19 protein-coding genes are annotated in these 16,228 nt (G+C 67.2%); 1 reads left to right on the forward strand and 18 read right to left on the reverse strand.

Annotation, left to right across the window (positions count from 1 at the left end; all coding sequences use genetic code 11):
• Nucleotide 1: 1 nt before the first annotated feature.
• The 10 genes from EV662_RS11730 to EV662_RS11775 form a co-directional block, all read right to left on the reverse strand.
• Nucleotides 2-1,423 (reverse strand): amino acid ABC transporter permease, encoded by a 1,422-nt coding sequence (locus EV662_RS11730; RefSeq protein WP_132462452.1) that lies wholly within the window; start codon nt 1,421-1,423, stop codon nt 2-4.
• A gap of 144 nt (nt 1,424-1,567) precedes the next feature.
• Nucleotides 1,568-2,587, reverse strand: a complete 1,020-nt coding sequence (locus EV662_RS11735; RefSeq protein WP_132462454.1) for an amino acid ABC transporter substrate-binding protein — start codon at nt 2,585-2,587, stop codon at nt 1,568-1,570.
• A gap of 225 nt (nt 2,588-2,812) precedes the next feature.
• A complete protein-coding gene (locus tag EV662_RS11740; RefSeq protein ID WP_132462456.1) occupies nt 2,813-3,532 on the reverse strand; it encodes an ATP12 family chaperone protein in 720 nt (239 codons plus the stop codon).
• A gap of 3 nt (nt 3,533-3,535) precedes the next feature.
• Nucleotides 3,536-4,201 carry an HAD-IA family hydrolase gene (locus EV662_RS11745; protein WP_132462458.1) on the reverse strand — a complete coding sequence of 222 codons (666 nt, stop codon included), beginning with the start codon at nt 4,199-4,201 and terminating at the stop codon, nt 3,536-3,538.
• On the reverse strand, nt 4,198-5,241 hold the full coding sequence (locus EV662_RS11750; RefSeq protein ID WP_132462460.1) for an RluA family pseudouridine synthase: 1,044 nt from the start codon (nt 5,239-5,241) through the stop codon (nt 4,198-4,200). Before EV662_RS11750 ends, EV662_RS11745 begins: the two co-directional genes overlap by 4 nt.
• Nucleotides 5,238-5,609, reverse strand: coding sequence for a fluoride efflux transporter CrcB (crcB, locus tag EV662_RS11755; protein ID WP_132462864.1), 372 nt, complete (start codon nt 5,607-5,609; stop codon nt 5,238-5,240). The genes EV662_RS11750 and crcB overlap by 4 nt, the downstream gene beginning before the upstream one ends.
• 170 nt (nt 5,610-5,779) lie before the next feature.
• Nucleotides 5,780-7,099, reverse strand: coding sequence for a replication-associated recombination protein A (locus EV662_RS11760; protein ID WP_132462462.1), 1,320 nt, complete (start codon nt 7,097-7,099; stop codon nt 5,780-5,782).
• A 23-nt stretch (nt 7,100-7,122) separates the two neighbouring features.
• The gene (locus tag EV662_RS11765; protein WP_132462464.1) at nt 7,123-8,520 is read right to left on the reverse strand and encodes a trypsin-like peptidase domain-containing protein; all 1,398 of its coding nucleotides are present in this window, start codon (nt 8,518-8,520) and stop codon (nt 7,123-7,125) included.
• Nucleotides 8,521-8,623: 103 nt separating this feature from the next.
• Complete coding sequence (locus EV662_RS11770; RefSeq protein ID WP_132462476.1) at nt 8,624-9,214, reverse strand: acyl-homoserine-lactone synthase; 591 nt, start codon at nt 9,212-9,214, stop codon at nt 8,624-8,626.
• Nucleotides 9,215-9,271: 57 nt separating this feature from the next.
• Nucleotides 9,272-9,883, reverse strand: coding sequence for a helix-turn-helix transcriptional regulator (locus tag EV662_RS11775; protein WP_132462478.1), 612 nt, complete (start codon nt 9,881-9,883; stop codon nt 9,272-9,274).
• Between the two features lie 88 nt (nt 9,884-9,971).
• Here EV662_RS11775 and EV662_RS19555 point away from each other — a divergent pair, with 88 nt between their 5' ends.
• The gene (locus tag EV662_RS19555; RefSeq protein WP_165915584.1) at nt 9,972-10,157 is read left to right on the forward strand and encodes a hypothetical protein; all 186 of its coding nucleotides are present in this window, start codon (nt 9,972-9,974) and stop codon (nt 10,155-10,157) included.
• 92 nt (nt 10,158-10,249) lie between these two features.
• Here the strand turns inward: EV662_RS19555 and rplQ are convergent, their stop codons facing one another.
• The 8 genes from rplQ to rpmD all read right to left on the reverse strand — a co-directional run bounded on the left by rplQ (nt 10,250) and on the right by rpmD (nt 16,223).
• A complete protein-coding gene (gene rplQ, locus EV662_RS11780) occupies nt 10,250-10,669 on the reverse strand; it encodes a 50S ribosomal protein L17 (protein WP_132462480.1) in 420 nt (139 codons plus the stop codon).
• Nucleotides 10,670-10,825: 156 nt separating this feature from the next.
• A complete protein-coding gene (locus EV662_RS11785; RefSeq protein WP_132462482.1) occupies nt 10,826-11,842 on the reverse strand; it encodes a DNA-directed RNA polymerase subunit alpha in 1,017 nt (338 codons plus the stop codon).
• A gap of 115 nt (nt 11,843-11,957) precedes the next feature.
• Nucleotides 11,958-12,347 carry a 30S ribosomal protein S11 gene (gene rpsK, locus EV662_RS11790; protein ID WP_042456782.1) on the reverse strand — a complete coding sequence of 130 codons (390 nt, stop codon included), beginning with the start codon at nt 12,345-12,347 and terminating at the stop codon, nt 11,958-11,960.
• A 15-nt stretch (nt 12,348-12,362) separates the two neighbouring features.
• Nucleotides 12,363-12,731 (reverse strand): 30S ribosomal protein S13, encoded by a 369-nt coding sequence (gene rpsM / locus EV662_RS11795; RefSeq protein ID WP_132462484.1) that lies wholly within the window; start codon nt 12,729-12,731, stop codon nt 12,363-12,365.
• A 283-nt stretch (nt 12,732-13,014) separates the two neighbouring features.
• Nucleotides 13,015-13,659, reverse strand: a complete 645-nt coding sequence (locus EV662_RS11800; RefSeq protein ID WP_132462486.1) for an adenylate kinase — start codon at nt 13,657-13,659, stop codon at nt 13,015-13,017.
• Nucleotides 13,656-15,026: a preprotein translocase subunit SecY gene (gene secY / locus EV662_RS11805; protein ID WP_132462488.1), complete on the reverse strand. Its 1,371-nt coding sequence runs from the start codon at nt 15,024-15,026 to the stop codon at nt 13,656-13,658. Before secY ends, EV662_RS11800 begins: the two co-directional genes overlap by 4 nt.
• 108 nt (nt 15,027-15,134) lie before the next feature.
• Entirely contained in the window at nt 15,135-15,611 is a 477-nt protein-coding gene (gene rplO / locus EV662_RS11810) for a 50S ribosomal protein L15 (protein ID WP_132462490.1), read from the reverse strand.
• 423 nt (nt 15,612-16,034) lie between these two features.
• Nucleotides 16,035-16,223: a 50S ribosomal protein L30 gene (rpmD, locus tag EV662_RS11815; RefSeq protein ID WP_132462492.1), complete on the reverse strand. Its 189-nt coding sequence runs from the start codon at nt 16,221-16,223 to the stop codon at nt 16,035-16,037.
• Nucleotides 16,224-16,228: the final 5 nt, after the last annotated feature.

The raw sequence follows: 16,228 nt of genomic DNA on the forward strand, positions 1-16,228 counted from the left end.
CTTACCGCTCCACCAGTTTGACGCGGTTGTTGTACCAGTTCATCACCACCGAGATCAGCAGCGAGATGACCAGGTAGCACAACATCAACAGCAGCACGCATTCCAGTTCGCGCCCGGTCTGGTTCATGGTGATCCCGCCCAGCGTGCCGGTGATGTCCATGTAGCCGACCGCGATCGCCAGCGAGCTGTTCTTGGTCAGGTTCAGGTATTGCGAGATCAGCGGCGGGATGATGACCCGCAGCGCCTGCGGCAGGATCACCAGCGACATGATGCGGTTGGGCCGCAGGCCCAGCGCCGCGGCGGCCTCGGTCTGGCCCTTGGAAATCGCCAGGATGCCGCCGCGCACGATTTCCGCGATGAAGGCCGCGGTATAGAAGGACAGGGCCAGCCACAGCGCGATCAGCGAGTTGCGCATGTGGATGCCGCCGTCGAAGTTGAACCCGGTCAGTTCCGGCCGTTCCAGCCGCACGCCCAGCGCCATAAGCACCATGATGACCGGCACGAAGACGACCGCCAGTTGCACCCAGATCGTGCGCGGGCGCAGGCCGGTCGCCTCTTGCTTGCGGTCGGCCCAGCGGCCGATGGCCCGCGCGCCCAGCAAAGAGCCGCCGAACACGCCGAGGATCACCAGCCAGTCCAGCGCCGACGAGGCGGGCTGCGCGCCGGTGGGGGCGGCGCCGGACTGCCCCTGCGGCGCCTGGCCGGGGGCCGCGGCACCGGGTGCCGCGCTGCCGCCGCCGGTCGCGATCCGGCTGCTGCCGCCGGTCATGCCGACCACGCCGGTCGGCGGGGCGGGGCTGACCGGGGCCGCCTCGGGCGCGGGCGCCTCGGGGTTGCCGCCCAGCGAGCGGTCGAAGACCGGCTTGGGGATATAGAAGCCGCGATTGGTCAGCGCGACGCTGTCGGCGAACAGCATGCTGGCCTGGGGCGTGTCGCCGCGGAAATCCCGCGGGGCGGGCAGGCTTTCGATCAGGATCGCCATGGCGAAGACGATCCACAACAGAACCGGCACGTTGCGGAACATCTCGACATAGACGGTCATGATCCGCCCGACGAGCCAGTTCCTGGACAACCGCAGCACGCCCACCAGAACGCCCACCACGGTGGCCAGCACACAGCCCAGCACCGCCACCAGAAGCGTGTTCAACAGCCCCACGACCGACGCCCGCAGGTGGCTGTCCTGGTTGTCGTAGGGGATCAGCGTCTGGTTGATGTCATACTGGGCAGGCCCCGACAGGAAGCCGAAATTGATCGGCTTGCCCAGCGCCGCGAGGTTCTGCGCGGTGTTGGAGATCAGCCACGCGGCCAGCAACATGAAGGCGATCAGGGCGACGACCTGGATGGTCAGCGACCGGTATCGCGTATCGTAGATCAGCATGCCGAGTCGGAACGAGTCCTTCGGCGGATCCGTCATCGTCGTCATGGCGGGCGCTCCCTGTAGCTCCCTCCCGGTAACAGCTTTCAGGTGCGCGCCGGATATCGGCGCGCCCTGTCCGGGGCCGGTTTTTCTTGTCTTGCCAGATAGGCGAAGGGCGCGGGATGTCCCGCGCCCTTCGATCCGTTTTCCTTACCGGAAGGGCGGCGCGTACATCAGGCCGCCATCGGTCCACTGCGCGTTCAGACCGCGCGCCAGGCCGATCGGGGTGTTCTCGCCGATGTGCTTTTCGAACAGTTCGCCATAGTTGCCGCCGGCCTTGATCGCCTTGACGGCCCAGTCGGCGGGCAGGCCCAGCATCTCGCCCAGGTTGCCCTCGGTGCCGAGCAGGCGGTTGATCTCGGGGTTCGAGGTCGGGTTGGCCGCCAGTTCGTCGATATTGGCCGAGGTCACGCCGTATTCTTCGGCGGCGATCAGCGCGTTCAGCGTCCAGCGCACGATATCGGCCCACTCGTCGTCGCCATGGCGCACCAGCGGCCCCAGCGGTTCCTTCGAGATGATCTCGGGCAGGATGACATGCGCGGTCGGATCCTCGAAGGTGGCGCGGGTCGCGGCCAGGCCCGAAGCGTCGGTGGTGTAGGCGTCGCAGGCACCGGCCAGGTACTGCTGCTGCGCCTCGGCGTTGGTTTCGATCGGTACCGGTTCATAGCTGATGTTGTTCACGCGGAAGAAATCCGCGAGGTTCAGCTCGGTCGTGGTGCCGGTCTGGATGCAGACGGTCGCGCCGTCCAGTTCCTTGGCCGAGCTGACACCCAGCGATTTCGGCACCATGAAGCCCTGACCGTCATAATAGTTCACGCCGATGAAGGTGAACTTGAGGTCCACGTCGCGCGAGAAGGTCCAGGTGGTGTTGCGCGCCAGCACGTCGATTTCACCCGAGGCGAGCGCGGTAAAACGCGTCTTGCCCGTGGTCGGCACGAATTCCACGGCCGACTGGTCGCCAAGCACGGCCGCCGCCACCGCACGGCACACCGCGACGTCGAAGCCCTGCCAATCGCCATTCGCATCCGGCGCGGCGAACCCGACGAGACCGGTATTCGTGCCGCAGTTCAGCTTGCCGCGTGCCTTGACGTCGTCCAGCGTCGCCGCGGCCGCCCCGCCGGCAACAAGGCTGGCGACGGTCAGCGCGCCAAGAATAACGGATTTCTTCATGTTTACCTCTTCCTGAGTTCTCCGCCGCTCTGGCGGCATTTTTATTCAACCCCGGCAGGGCGGGGGTCTCGCATGAGAGAACGACCCCCCTCAGCGCCGCAAGTTTGGGCAAATTCCCGCCAAGAGGTCAAGGGCGCACTGCCGCCGATGTCCCCACGAAAACCCACATTTCGCCGCAGTTTCACGATGCACAGAAAATAAGCGGGACGGCCCGGAGGCCGGGCATCAATCGGATGCGCGGGCCAGATCCAGGAATCGCCGCGCCTGCAGAAAGTCGCCCCGCTTGGCCGCCACGATCCCGGCGGCCTCGTCGTCGACGCCCCATTGTTCCTCTTGCCAGGTCTCGTCGATCCGCGAGATTTCCCACAGCCGTTCCACCGGGGCGACCGCGTCCTCCGTCGCCGCCAGCCCGATCACCAGCGACCCCGACAGCGCCACCAGGTCATGCAGCGCGGTCAGCGCGAACGCATCCAGCCCGGTCACGCGGGCGCGCAGCGCAGCCAGGCTCGCCTCGGGCTGGGCACAGGGGATCACGCCCGCGGTGGGCACCAGCGGCGCGCCCAGCGCGTCGCGCGCCCAGTCCAGCAGCGGGTCCCAGGCAGCCGCCTGCCGGGCGACCAGTTCCGCGGGGCTGTCCGCCCGGTGGCACAACAGGTCGCTTTCGCCATAGGCCGCGATCAGCGCGGCCACCTCTTCATGCTGGGCGCGAACCTTGTCGATGGCGGCATTGGCCGCACGGGTCACGGGCATGGTGCGCGGCTGAACCTCGCGCTCCTGCGCGTCCCACTCGGCGGCGATCGCCGCGGCCATGGCCCGGGTCGGCACCACCAGCGCGGCCTTGGCCGGCGTGCGCACCGCCCGGCCGTCCAGCAGCACGGTGAAACCGTCCTCGGCCTCGCCCATCTCGGCCAGCGTCCAGAACCGTTTCAGCGCCCATTCCGCCATGTCTTACCTGTCCCAGAACCGGGCAAGCGCCGCGGGCAGCGCGTCGAACCCGTCGATCACCGCATCCGCCGCCGCCAGCCGCGCCCGCGGGTGAAAGCCCCAGCTGACCCCCAACGTGCGCACGCCCGCCGCGCGCCCCATCTCGATGTCGAATTCCGTGTCGCCGATCATCACCGCGCGGTCCGGCGCGACCCCGGTCTCCTCCAGCGCCGCCAGCACCATCGCCGGGTGCGGCTTGGACGGGTGGTTGTCCGAGACCTGCGTGGTCACGAAATGATGGCCCAGCCCGTGCGCCTCGAGCAGGTGATCCAGACCCCGCCGCGACTTGCCCGTGGCGATGCCCAGCAGGTTGGTCTCGACCGCGGCCAGCGCCTCGACCGCGTCGCGCGCGCCCGGGTAAAGCGGCGAGGCGGCATTGCCGACCCTCAGCGCGAAGAACCGCTCGCGGTAGCGATCCACCATGCGCGCGCGGGTCGGTTCGGGCAGGTCCGGGGCCAGCTGCGCCAGCCCCACCGGCAACGACAGGCCCACCACGCCCAGGATATCTGCCAAGGGCGGCACGGGCAGCCCCTCGCCCTCGAAGGCGGCGGCCATCGCCGCGGCGATATGCGACTGGCTGTCGACCAGCGTGCCATCCACGTCGAAGATCACCAGCCTGAGGTCGGTCATTCGAGATCCTCGAACGGGTCGGCGGGCACATCGGCCTCGGCCCATCCCAGCATGTCCCAGGTGCGGCGCATGTGTTCGGGCAGCGGCGCGGTGATCGCCAGCGCGCGCCCCGTCACCGGGTGAACCAACCGCACCGACCGCGCGTGCAGGTGCAGCTTGCGGCTGATCTCGCCGCCCAGCTGCGCGCCCCAGCCCTCGCCCTCGTTGACCTGGCCCGAACCGCCATACTTGCCATCCCCCACGATCGGGTGGCCGATCTCGGCCATGTGCGCGCGCAGCTGGTGGGTGCGGCCCGTGACGGGCACCAGCGCGCACCACGACACCCGCTTGCCCAGCGAGGACAAGACCGCGTAATCGGTGACCGCCCGCTTGGCCCCGGGGGTGCCATCCACCGCATCGGGCAGGATGCAGTGCATCTTCTCGCCCTCGCCGCCCTTGCCATGGCCCGGCGCCTTGACCAGCCCGTAACGGATCGTGCCCATCGCCGGGCTGGGCGTGCCTGCCACCGCCGCCCAGTAGATCTTGCGCGTCTCGCGCGCCCGGAACGCCGCGGTCAGCGCCTTGGCCATGGCGCGGGTGCGCGCCAGCAGCAATACGCCCGAGGTGTCGCGGTCCAGCCGATGCACCAGCCGCGGCTTGTCCTCGGCCCCGAAGCGGAGCGCCTCGGCCAGCCCGTCCACGTGGCGGCTCTGCCCGCTGCCGCCCTGCACCGGCAGGCCGGGCGGCTTGTTCAGCGCGAGGATGTGGTCGTCGCGATAGATCACGCAGCCGCGGATCATCGCGGCATCGGCCTCGCTGACCGCGGGGCGCGGCGCGGCCGGCGCGGCACCGGGCTCGGGCAGCGGCGGAATGCGCACCTGCTGGCCCTCGTCCAGCCGGGTCGCGGGCTTGACCCGGCCACCATCCACCCGGATCTCGCCCTTGCGGCACATCTTCTCGATCCGGCCCTGGGAGACGTGCGGGAACCGCCGGCGGAACCAGCGGTCCAGCCGCTGGTCGCCCTCGCCCGCGGCGACGGTCAGGGTCTGCACCCCGCTCATGCGAAAATCCCCCGCGCCAGCCACAGCCCCACCGCGATCGCCGCCAGCGACAGGATCACCGAGGCCGCGACATAGCCCGCCGCCAGCCCGGCCTGACCGCGCTCGTAGATCGTCATCGCGTCCAGCGAGAAGGCCGAGAACGTGGTGAACCCGCCCAGCAGCCCCGTCATGAAGAACGGCGCCAGGTGGGTGCCGCCCTTCTTCGCCAGGACCACCACCAGAACGCCCATCAGGAAAGACCCCAGGATGTTCACCGTCAGCGTGCCCCATGGGAATCCCGGCCCGATCAGGCGAATCGTGGCCACCCCCGTGAGATAGCGCCCCACGGCCCCGATGGCGCCGCCAAGGGCCACCTGCAATATCGTCATGCCGGTCATGTGCCTCCCTTCGCGCCGCGCCCCCCGCTTGTCAACCGTCCCGCGGGCCCGGGACCCGCAGCCCGCCTTTTTCTTGGTGCAAATACTCCGGGGGGTCTGGGGGGCAGAGCCCCCCAGCCGGTCGCCCCGGCGCAAGCCGGGGCGAAACCCCGCCAGGGAGTCTACCCCTCGCCGCGGCGCTGGGCGCGCAGCTTGGCGAAATAGTCCAGCCGGCGTTTCAACTCGCGCTCGAAACCGCGCTCCACGGGGCTGTAATAGACCCCGCGCTTCATCCCCTCGGGAAAGTAATCCTGCCCCGAGAATCCCGCCGCGCTGTCATGGTCGTATTCATAGCCCGCGCCATAGCCCTGATCCTTCATCAGCTTGGTCGGCGCATTCAGGATGTGCTTGGGCGGCGGCTCGGACCCGGTGCGTTTCGCCGCCGCGCGGGCGTTCTTGTAGGCCGCGTAGCCCGCGTTCGATTTCGGCGCCAGCGCGAGATACAGCACCGCCTGCGCCAGCGCCAGTTCGCCCTCGGGCGAGCCGAGCCGCTCGTAGACCTGCCACGCGTCCAGGCACAGCGTCTGCGCCTGGGGATCGGCCAGCCCGATATCCTCGATCGCCATCCGCGTGATCCGGCGCGCGAGGAACCGCGGATCCTCGCCGCCTTCCAGCATCCGCGCCAGCCAGTACAGCGCCGCGTCGGGGTCGGACCCGCGCACCGATTTGTGCAGCGCCGAAATCAGGTTGTAATGCGCGTCCCCCGACTTGTCGTAGTGCGCGGCGCGTTTCTGCAGGCGCGCGGCCAGCGCCTCGGGGGACAGGGCGCCCTCGACCTTCCAGGCCGCGACCTGCTCGATCAGGTTCAACAGCGCGCGCCCGTCGCCATCGGCCATCTCCAGCAGTTGCTCGCGCGCGGGGCCGGTCAGCGGCAGCGCGCGGCCCAGCTCGTGTTCGGCGCGCTGGGCCAGCAACTCCAGATGTGCCAGGTCCAGCCGGTCCAGCACCAGCACCTGCGACCGCGACAGCAACGCGGCATTCAATTCGAAACTCGGGTTCTCGGTGGTGGCACCCACCAGCAGGATCGTGCCGTCCTCCATATGCGGCAGGAAGCCGTCCTGCTGCGCCTTGTTGAACCGGTGGATCTCGTCCACGAACAGCAGCGTGCCTTGCCCGTTCGCGTGGCGCATCCGGGCGGCCTCGAACACCTTTTTCAGATCGGCGACCCCGGTGAAGATGGCGCTGATCTGCACGAAATGCAGGTCGGTCTCGTCGGCAAGCAGCCGCGCGATGGTGGTCTTGCCCACCCCGGGCGGTCCCCAGAAGATCAGCGAGGACAGCGTCCCCGAGGCCAGCATCACGCCGAGCGGACCGTCCGGGCCCAGGACATGCTCCTGCCCGATCACATCGGCCAGCCGCCGCGGCCGCAGCCGGTCGGCCAACGGGCGCGGGCCGGCCTTGTGGGGCGTGTCGCCCTCGGTGCGGTCGAACAGATCAGCCATGGGCCAAGCCTACGCGAGGCGCATCAGACACGAAAGCGCAACACGCCGCGCCGCCCGCCGCGCAGGTATTCGACATACCAGCCGCGCCCGCCCTCGCGCGCGGCGGCGGCCACGTCGCCGGTGGTGCGGACCGTGCGGTCGTTGATCTGCAACAGGATGTCGCCGGCCCGCAGGCCCACGCGCGCTCCGACCTCGCCCGGGTCGGTTACCAGAACGCCCTGCGCCCCCGAAGGCAGGCCCGCCTCCTCGGCCACGGCGGGGTTGATGGTCACCACCGACAGCCCCGCCAAGACACTGCGGCCCTTTACGGTCACGGGCGCGCGCGGCGGCGTCTCGGGGGGCGCGATCAGGGCGACGCGCGCCGCGCGCGAACGCCCCTTGCGCAGATAGGTCACCGCGATCTCGCCGCCGACCCCCTCGGCCGACAGGCGGAACAGCATCTCTTGCGGCGTGTTCACCGGCGCCCCGCCCAGGTCCAGCACCACGTCGCCCACCTGCAGCCCGGCGCGCGCAAAGGGGCTTTCGGGGTGCAGGTTCGTCAACACCACGCCCTGCGGCACATCCAGGCCGAACCCTTCGGCAAGACCCGCATCGACCGCTTGCCCGGTGATCCCGGCCCAGGGCCGCTGGAACCGGTCGCGCCCCGCCCGGGCCTGGTCGACGAAACGCGACACCAGGTTGGCGGGAATGGCGAACCCGATGCCGTTTGACCCGCCCGAGCGCGACAGGATCGCGGTGTTGATCCCCACCAGGCGCCCCTGCATATCCACCAGCGCCCCGCCCGAATTGCCCGGGTTGATCGCGGCGTCGGTCTGGATGAAATAGCCCCGCCCGCCCCCGATCGACAGCGCCGAGCGCGCCAGCCCCGACACGATGCCGGAACTGACCGTCTGGCCGATGCCGAACGGGTTGCCGATGGCCAGCACCAGGTCGCCCACCTCGACCGTATCGGAGTCGCGCAAGTCCAGCGCCGGCAGGTCGCGCGCGCCGTCCAGCCGCAGGACCGCGAGGTCGGACTCCTCGTCGCCCAGCAACACCTGGGCGTCGAATTCCCGCCGGTCGGCGAGAACCACGCGAATCTCGGTGGCCTGGCCCACGACGTGGAAATTCGACACCACCAGCCCGTCGCCGGACACGATCACGCCCGACCCCAACGAGTTCTGCACCCGCGGCTGCACCCGGCCGAAATTGCGGAACAGGTCGGAAAAGAACGGATCGTCGGCAAAGGGGCCGGCGCGGCCCTGGACCACGCGGCGGGCATAGATGTTGACCACCGCGGGCGCGGTTTCGCGCACCACGGGCGCAAAGCTGAGGCTGATTTCCGCCTGGGAGGTCGGCAGGCGGCGGTCTTGCGCGGCCAGCGGGGCCGCGACCAGACACAGGCACAGGCACAGGTGGGAAAGGCTGAAAAGACGGGTCATCGGCACATTCGGTCCGGATCGGTCATGCAAGGATATGCGCCCGTTCCGCCCCGAGTTCAACGCCCGTCCGGCCCCCGCCCTCGCGGCGGGGACCGGTGCGTGATCAGTGCAGGTTGGCGGCGAAGTTCATCGAGACGACCTGGTTCTTGATCCCGTCGATCTCCAGCACCGGGCCCATCGGGGTCATGTCGATGCCCACGCGCTTGTACCACAGGGTCCAGTTCGCGTTCAGCAGCGTCAGGCACTGACTGGCGCCCAGGTTCCGCGCGGCCTTGGCCAGTTCCTGGACCAGGTTGAAATAGATCGGCCGGCGCTGCGCGAGCGGCACCCGCTGCGACACGAACAGGCGCGAACTTTCCCAGATGGTCTCGGCCACCGGCGCCTCGTCATACAGCAGGTGCGACGGGATCGTGTCCAGAAGCCCGCTCTGCGCGTCCCGGATCATGTAGGTATAGATACCGCAACGCGCCGTGGTCGGCGTCAGGCGATTGCCGGCCAGCACCTGGCCCAGCTCGTCATGCACGACCACCCAGCGGCTGGCCGGCGTGTCGTATTGATCGTATTCCATGCCCATCGCCTCGGGCAGGTCCCATTTGTTGCGCTCGATGAAAAGCTCGCGACGCGCGCGAAGCATGTTGGCAAACAGCTCGCCATGGTTGTGGAGATTTTCGAAGGAAAGAGTCGTGGTCTGCATAAGAGCCTCCTGCAGGGTTGGTGGTGTGGTCGTTAACCTTGCGGAAGGCGGTGGCCGTCAAAGCAGCCGATAATCCTTTGCGCGCTGAATCGCTTCGGCGGTCGTGCGTGCCATCAGCCGCTCGCGCGCAGAAGCGAGGCGAGCCTTGAGTGCACTTTCCGAGATCCCCAGCTTGCTGGCTGCGGCCGCATGGCGGTCGCCGTCCGCAATGCATTTCAGCGCCTCGACCTGAGCCTTGGTCAGCTCCCCCGGTGGCTCGGTCATGTCGTGCAAACGACGCACGATACCTTCGATCTTGTCGATCTCGGCATCCGTGAATTCCCGATCTGCTCGTGCCACGCTTGCAATGGTCCTGGAGGTAATGGGCCCCCAGGAGATCGTCACGCCGAACCTCAGCCCGTACCTCGCGGCATCTTCGAGGATGCCGAAAGGGTCGGGAATGTTCTCGTTGCTCCACCGTGTCGCGCCGGTGGTTGAAAAGCCCCACGCCACCATCGGATCGCGCAGGACGTAGCCATGTTCGGTGTAGTGGGTCAGCCACTCGGGGTCATAGGTCTGAAACGTCATGAGGGGGGACGTGAACCGGATATGAAGTCCGATATTGTACCCCTTAGGGGCCAAGCCATCGAGGACCCTCAATTCGCGATCAAACACGGACTTTTCGAACATGACTTTTTAGACAAGTTGCAAGAAACCCAGTCAACCTTAAATTGTCAGCACGGAGACAAGCCATTTCTATAGTCTAGCGGAGTATTCAGTGCGCACAATCCATCCCACTCTTTTCAACAGGTTGATGCGGCTTCCGGCCGGTATCAGAACTGATCTCCTGGAATTCCTGGGCGCCACGCCGGTCGCCGATGCCCAGCTTGAACGGATGCTGCGGGACGTGGACCACCAGATGGAACAGTCGCGCAACGCGGACCTGGTCGAGGCGATGGCCTAGGGACTTGCGCCCGATGGTCGCCCCGTGGCCCAAAGAACAAGGCCCTGCCAACCGGCAGGGCCTTTTTACATGCGAAGCATTGCCGCGCGGGCTCACTCCTCGGCGTCGGCCTCGGCAGCCTCGCGCGCGCGGTCGGCCGCGCCCTTCGCCTCGGGGTCGCGGTCGACGAACTCGACGATCGCCATCGGCGCCATGTCGCCATAGCGGAAGCCGGCCTTGAGCACGCGGACATAGCCGCCCTGACGCTCGGCATAGCGGGGACCCAGCACCTCGAAAAGCTTGGCGACATGGGCGTCCTGCTTCAGCTGCGCGGCGGCCTGGCGGCGGGCATGCAGATCGCCCCGCTTGCCCAGCGTCACCAGCTTGTCGGCGATGCGCTTGAGTTCCTTCGCCTTGGGCAGCGTGGTCTTGATCTGTTCGTGTTCGATGAGCGAGCCGGCCATGTTGGCGAACATCGCCTTGCGGTGCTCGTGGGTGCGGTTCAGGCGGCGATAGCCGCGGGCGTGACGCATCTGTTTTCTCCGTCTTTGCCCTCTACGGGCGGTTTTGCTTTGTCCGGCGGCCCATGCGTGCGGGCCACTCTCCTTGGGGCGGGATGCCCGGGTATTGGCGGTGGGTTGGCACCCACCCTACGCCAAACGGGTAGGGTGGGTGAAACCCACCGGTCCTCAGAACTGGTCCTCGAACTTCTTGGCCAGTTCCTCGATGTTTTCCGGCGGCCATTCCTCGACATCCATGCCGAGATGCAGGCCCATGCCCGAAAGCACCTCCTTGATCTCGTTCAGCGACTTGCGGCCGAAGTTCGGAGTGCGAAGCATTTCCGCCTCGGTCTTCTGGATCAGGTCGCCGATATAGACGATGTTGTCGTTCTTCAGGCAGTTCGCGGACCGCACCGACAACTCCAGCTCGTCGACCTTCTTGAGCAGCAGCGGGTTGAACTCCAGCCCCTCGTCCTCGGATTCGCGGCCGGCCGATTCCGGCTCCTCGAAATTGACGAAGATCGACAGCTGGTCCTGCAGGATCCGCGCGGCAAAGGCCACGGAATCCTCGGGCGTGATCGACCCGTCGGTTTCGACCTTGAGCGTCAATTTGTCATAGTCGAGCACCTGCCCCTCGCGGGTCGGCTGCACGTCATAGGCCACTTTTTTCACCGGGGAGTAGATCGCGTCGATCGGAATCAACCCGATGGGCGCGTCCTCGGGTCGATTCTTGTCGGCCGCGACATAGCCCTTGCCGGTGTTCACGGTCAGCTCCATGAACAGGTCGGCGCCCTCGTCGAGGTGGCAGATCACGTGGTCGCGGTTCAGCACCTCGATGCCCGTGGTTTCCGAGATGTCGCCGGCGGTGACCACGCCCGGCCCCTTGGCCGAAACCGACAGCCGCTTGGGCCCCTCGACTTCCATCCGCAGCGCCACACCCTTGAGGTTCAGCACCACGTCGGTCACGTCTTCGCGGACCCCCGCGATCGACGAGAACTCGTGCAGCACGTTGTCGATCTGGACGCTGGTGATGGCCGCGCCCTGCAGCGAACTCATCAGCACCCGGCGCAGCGCGTTGCCCAGCGTCAGACCGAAACCGCGTTCCAGCGGTTCGGCGACGACGGTGGCCTGCCGCGCGGGGTCGTTGCCCGGCTTGATTTCAAGCTGGGTCGGCTTGATGAGTTCCTGCCAGTTCTTGTGGATCATGGATGTCTCCTCAATTCCTGCCCGTCGCCCATGTCCGAAGCGAAAGACGCCCGAGGGAAATATCGACAAGCCCGGGCCACCGGCAAAGCGGCGGCCCGGGCGAAAAATCCTGGGATCAGACCCGCCGGCGCTTGGGCGGGCGGCAGCCGTTATGGGCGATCGGGGTCACGTCGCGGATCGAGGTGATGTTGAAACCCACCGCGGCCAGGGCGCGCAGGGCCGATTCCCGGCCCGAGCCGGGGCCCTGAACCTCGACTTCCAGCGTCTTGACGCCATGTTCCTGCGCCTTGCGGCCGGCATCCTCTGCGGCCATCTGGGCGGCATAGGGGGTCGATTTGCGCGACCCCTTGAACCCCATCGTGCCAGCGGACGACCACGATATGGCGTTGCCCTGCACGTCGGAAATCAGGATCTTGGTGTTGTTGAACGAGCTGTTCACATGCGCCACACCGGCGGCGATGTTCTTGCGTTCCTTGCGGCGAACCCGGGTCTTGTCGCGTGCCATACCTGATGCCCTCCCTTACTTCTTCTTGCCGGCGATGGGTTTCGCCGGACCCTTGCGGGTGCGGGCGTTGGTGTGGGTGCGCTGGCCGCGAACCGGCAGGTTGCGGCGGTGACGCAGGCCACGGTAGCAGCCCAGGTCCATCAGGCGCTTGATGTTCATCTGCACCTCGCGGCGCAGGTCACCCTCGACGGTGAAGTTCGCGTCGATATGCTCGCGGATCGCCAGAACCTCGGCATCCGACAGTTCGTTGACGCGGCGGGCGGCATCGATGCCGACGGCCTCGCAGATGCTTGCGGCCGAGGTCGGGCCGATGCCGTGGATATAGGTGAGCGCGATGGGGACGCGTTTTCCCGTGGGGATGTTGACGCCAGCGATACGTGCCACGCGTGTCGTTCCTTTCGTTGCGGTTCCGTAGCTCCAGAACCTTTTTTCACAACTGAGGCCCGAAAGCCGTTGCCTTCGGGCCGCTCTACTTCCCCGGCGCCCCGCGGGCCGGGCCCGCCTGCGACAAAGGGTCGATTCTCTATCGAGAGGCTGTGCCTAGGTCGATTCAGGTTTCCCGTCAAGGGCGAATTGACATAAGCGGTGAACGGTCCGCCCCCGAGCGGCGCACCCCGCCCGGAACCGGCCCTGTTTCCTGCGTCCGGTCGCAGGGGCGACCAGCCGGTTATCCGGCCAGCGCCCCCCGGATCGCCGCCGCCACGTCGTCCATCTCGCCCATGCCATCGACGGCGACGAGATCGCCCTTGGCATAGTAATAGCCGATCAGCGGCGAGGTCTTCTTGTAGTATTCCATCAGCCGCTGGCGCAGGCTGTCCTCGTTGTCGTCAGCGCGGCGCTTGAACTCGGTCCCGCCGCATTTCTCGCATTTGCCATCGGCCGGGATCGGCTTGGTGTTGTCGTTATACACCTCGCCGCACTCCCCGCAGGTCGAGCGCGCGGTGATCCGGGCGACCAGCGCCTCGTCGTCCACCCGCATCTCGATCACGGCGTCCAGTTTCTGGCCCTTGCTGGCCAGCAGCGCGCCCAATGCATCGGCCTGGGCCAGCGTCCGCGGGAAGCCGTCGAAGATGAACCCGCCCGGCGCGCCCTCTTCCAGCTTTTCCGCGATCAGGCCGATCACGATCTCGTCGGTGACCAGTTCGCCCCGGTCCATCACCTCGGCCACGCGCTTGCCCATTTCGGTGCCGGAACTGCGCGCCTCTCGCAGCATGTCGCCGGTGGACAGCTGCACCATGCCGCGTTCGTCGACCAGCTTGCGGGCCTGGGTGCCCTTGCCGGCCCCCGGGGGGCCCAGAAGAATGATGTTCATCGACGCGCCACCCCTTTCCGTTTGGCCTTGGTCCGCCCCTTGCCCTTTCGGCCAAGCTGGGATTTCTCGATCAGCCCCTCATATTGATGCGCCAACAGGTGGGACTGGACTTGCTGGATCGTGTCCATCGTGACCGACACCACGATCAGGACGGACGTGCCGCCGAAGTAGAACGGGATCGCCAGCTGCGAGCGCAACACCTCGGGCAGCAGGCAGACCAGCGCGAGATAGCCAGACCCCAGCACCAGGATGCGGGCCACCACGTAGTCCAGGTATTCCTGCGTCCGCTTGCCCGGCCGAATGCCCGGGATGAACCCGTTCTGGTTCTTCAGGTTGTCGGCCACGTCCTCGGTCTTGAACGCCACGTTGAACGTGTAGAAGTAGGTGAAGAACACGATCATGCCGGTGAAGAAGGCCAGGTACAGCGGCTGACCCGGCCCGAAATAGGCAAGGATCACCGACATCACCGGCCCCGCCTGGCTGTGCGAGAAGGTCGAGATCGTGGTGGGCAGCAGCAGCAGCGACGAGGCGAAGATCGCCGGGATCACGCCCGCGGGGTTCACCTTGACCGGCAGGTGGCTGGAGCCGCCGTCATAGACCTTCATCCCCACCTGGCGGCGCGGATACTGGATGTGGATCTTGCGCAATGCGCGTTCCATGAACACCACGAAGGCGATCACCGCCACGATCATCAGCATCACGCCGATGATGACCGCCGGCGACAGCGCACCCGAACGGCCCTGGCTGAGGAACTGCGCCAGCGCGGCGGGCACCTCGGCGATGATGCCGACGAAGATGATCAGCGAAATGCCGTTGCCGACGCCCCGCGCGGTGATCTGTTCGCCCAGCCACATCAGGAACATCGTCCCGCCGACCAGGGTGATGATCGTCCCGGCGCGGAAATACCAGCCCGGGTCCGAGGCCAGCCCGCCCGCCTCGAGGCTGACGGCAAGGCCATAGGCCTGGAAGGTCGCCAGGAACACCGTGCCGTAGCGGGTGTACTGGTTGATCTTCTTGCGGCCCTGTTCGCCCTCTTTCTTCAGCTGTTCAAGCTGCGGCACCATCGCGGCCAGAAGCTGCACGATGATCGAGGCCGAGATATAGGGCATGATGCCCAGGGCAAAGATGCCCATCCGCCCCAGCGCCCCGCCGGTGAACATCGACAGGATGCCCCCCAGCCCCGAGGCGGCCTGCTCCATGAAGGCGCGCAACTCGGCGCCGTCGATGCCCGGCACCGGGATATAGGTTCCCAGGCGATAGACGATCAGAAGGCCGAGGGTAAAGAATATCCGCTGCCGCAGCTCGGTGGCCTTGCCGAAGGCCCCCCAACTCATGTTCGCGGCCATTTGCTCTGCTGCAGATGCCATGCTGAGCCTCTGTTCAAGGACAGCGCCGCCGAAACCGTTTTCCGGCTCCGGCGGCACTTTGGAAAACTAGACCGTGATGTAAGCGGCGCGAGGCCCGCGAACAACCACTTATTCGGACGCCTCGGCCGGGGCGGCGGTCTTGATCGTGCCGCCGGCCTTCTCGACCGCGGCAACCGCGGATTTCGAGGCGCCGGTCACGTCGAGGGACAGCTTGGCCGACACTTCGCCCTTCGCCAGAACGCGGACGCCGTCCAGCTTGCGCCGCACGAGACCCGAGGCCACCAGCGCATCCTCGGTGATGGGCTGCTTGGCGTCCAGCTTGCCGTCATCGACGAATTTCTGGATCAGGCCGAGGTTGACCACGGCGTATTGCTTGCGGTTCGGCTTGTTGAAGCCGCGCTTGGGCAGCCGCTGGTACAGCGGCATCTGCCCGCCCTCGTAGCCGTTGATGGCCACGCCGGAACGGGATTTCTGACCCTTGATACCACGCCCGGCGGTCTTGCCCTTGCCCGAACCCGGGCCCCGGCCGATCCGCTTGGCCTTTTTCGCCGCGCCGTCGTTGTCGCGCAGTTCATGCAGTTTCATGTCGCTTCTCCTTTGCCGGACGCGCCCCCGAAGCGAGATGGGACGGCCACGGCGTTTCTTGGTTGTGAGGTGCGGCCTGGTGCGGCCACCGGGCGCGTATAGACGGGACGCTCGCACCGTTCAAGTCCTGATCGATGCGCCGCATCACCCATCTTGGGTGACAGGGGGGCCAGACGACGAATGCCCCCCGGGGACGTGCCGCGCGCGGCATGGCGCAAGTGCGGAAAGGGCCGTTCGATTTCTTCTGGACAGGAGAACGTCTAGGCCACCCCGAAACAGAGGCGGCACAGGCCCCGCGAAGCGAAATCCGGCCCACGCGCGATTCAATGCCCGCCCTCGAATGCAGGCCACAAAACGCGACGGGCCCCCGGCTTTCGCCGAGGGCCCGCAATTTTGTAGGGTGGGTGTCAACCCACCGCCCGCTCAGCCGCGCTCTTCGACGATCTCGACCAGGTGCGGGATCTTGGCGATCATGCCGCGAACCGAGGGGGTGTCCTCCAGTTCGCGCACGCGGTGCATCTTGTTCAGGCCCAGCCCGACCAGCGTCTGGCGCTGGATGGCGGGGCGGCGGATGGGGGAACCCACCTGCTTGACGACGATGGTCTTGGCCATGTGTC

Origin of the sequence: Rhodovulum marinum (assembly GCF_004343075.1) — a bacterium.
Lineage (GTDB): Bacteria > Pseudomonadota > Alphaproteobacteria > Rhodobacterales > Rhodobacteraceae > Rhodovulum > Rhodovulum marinum.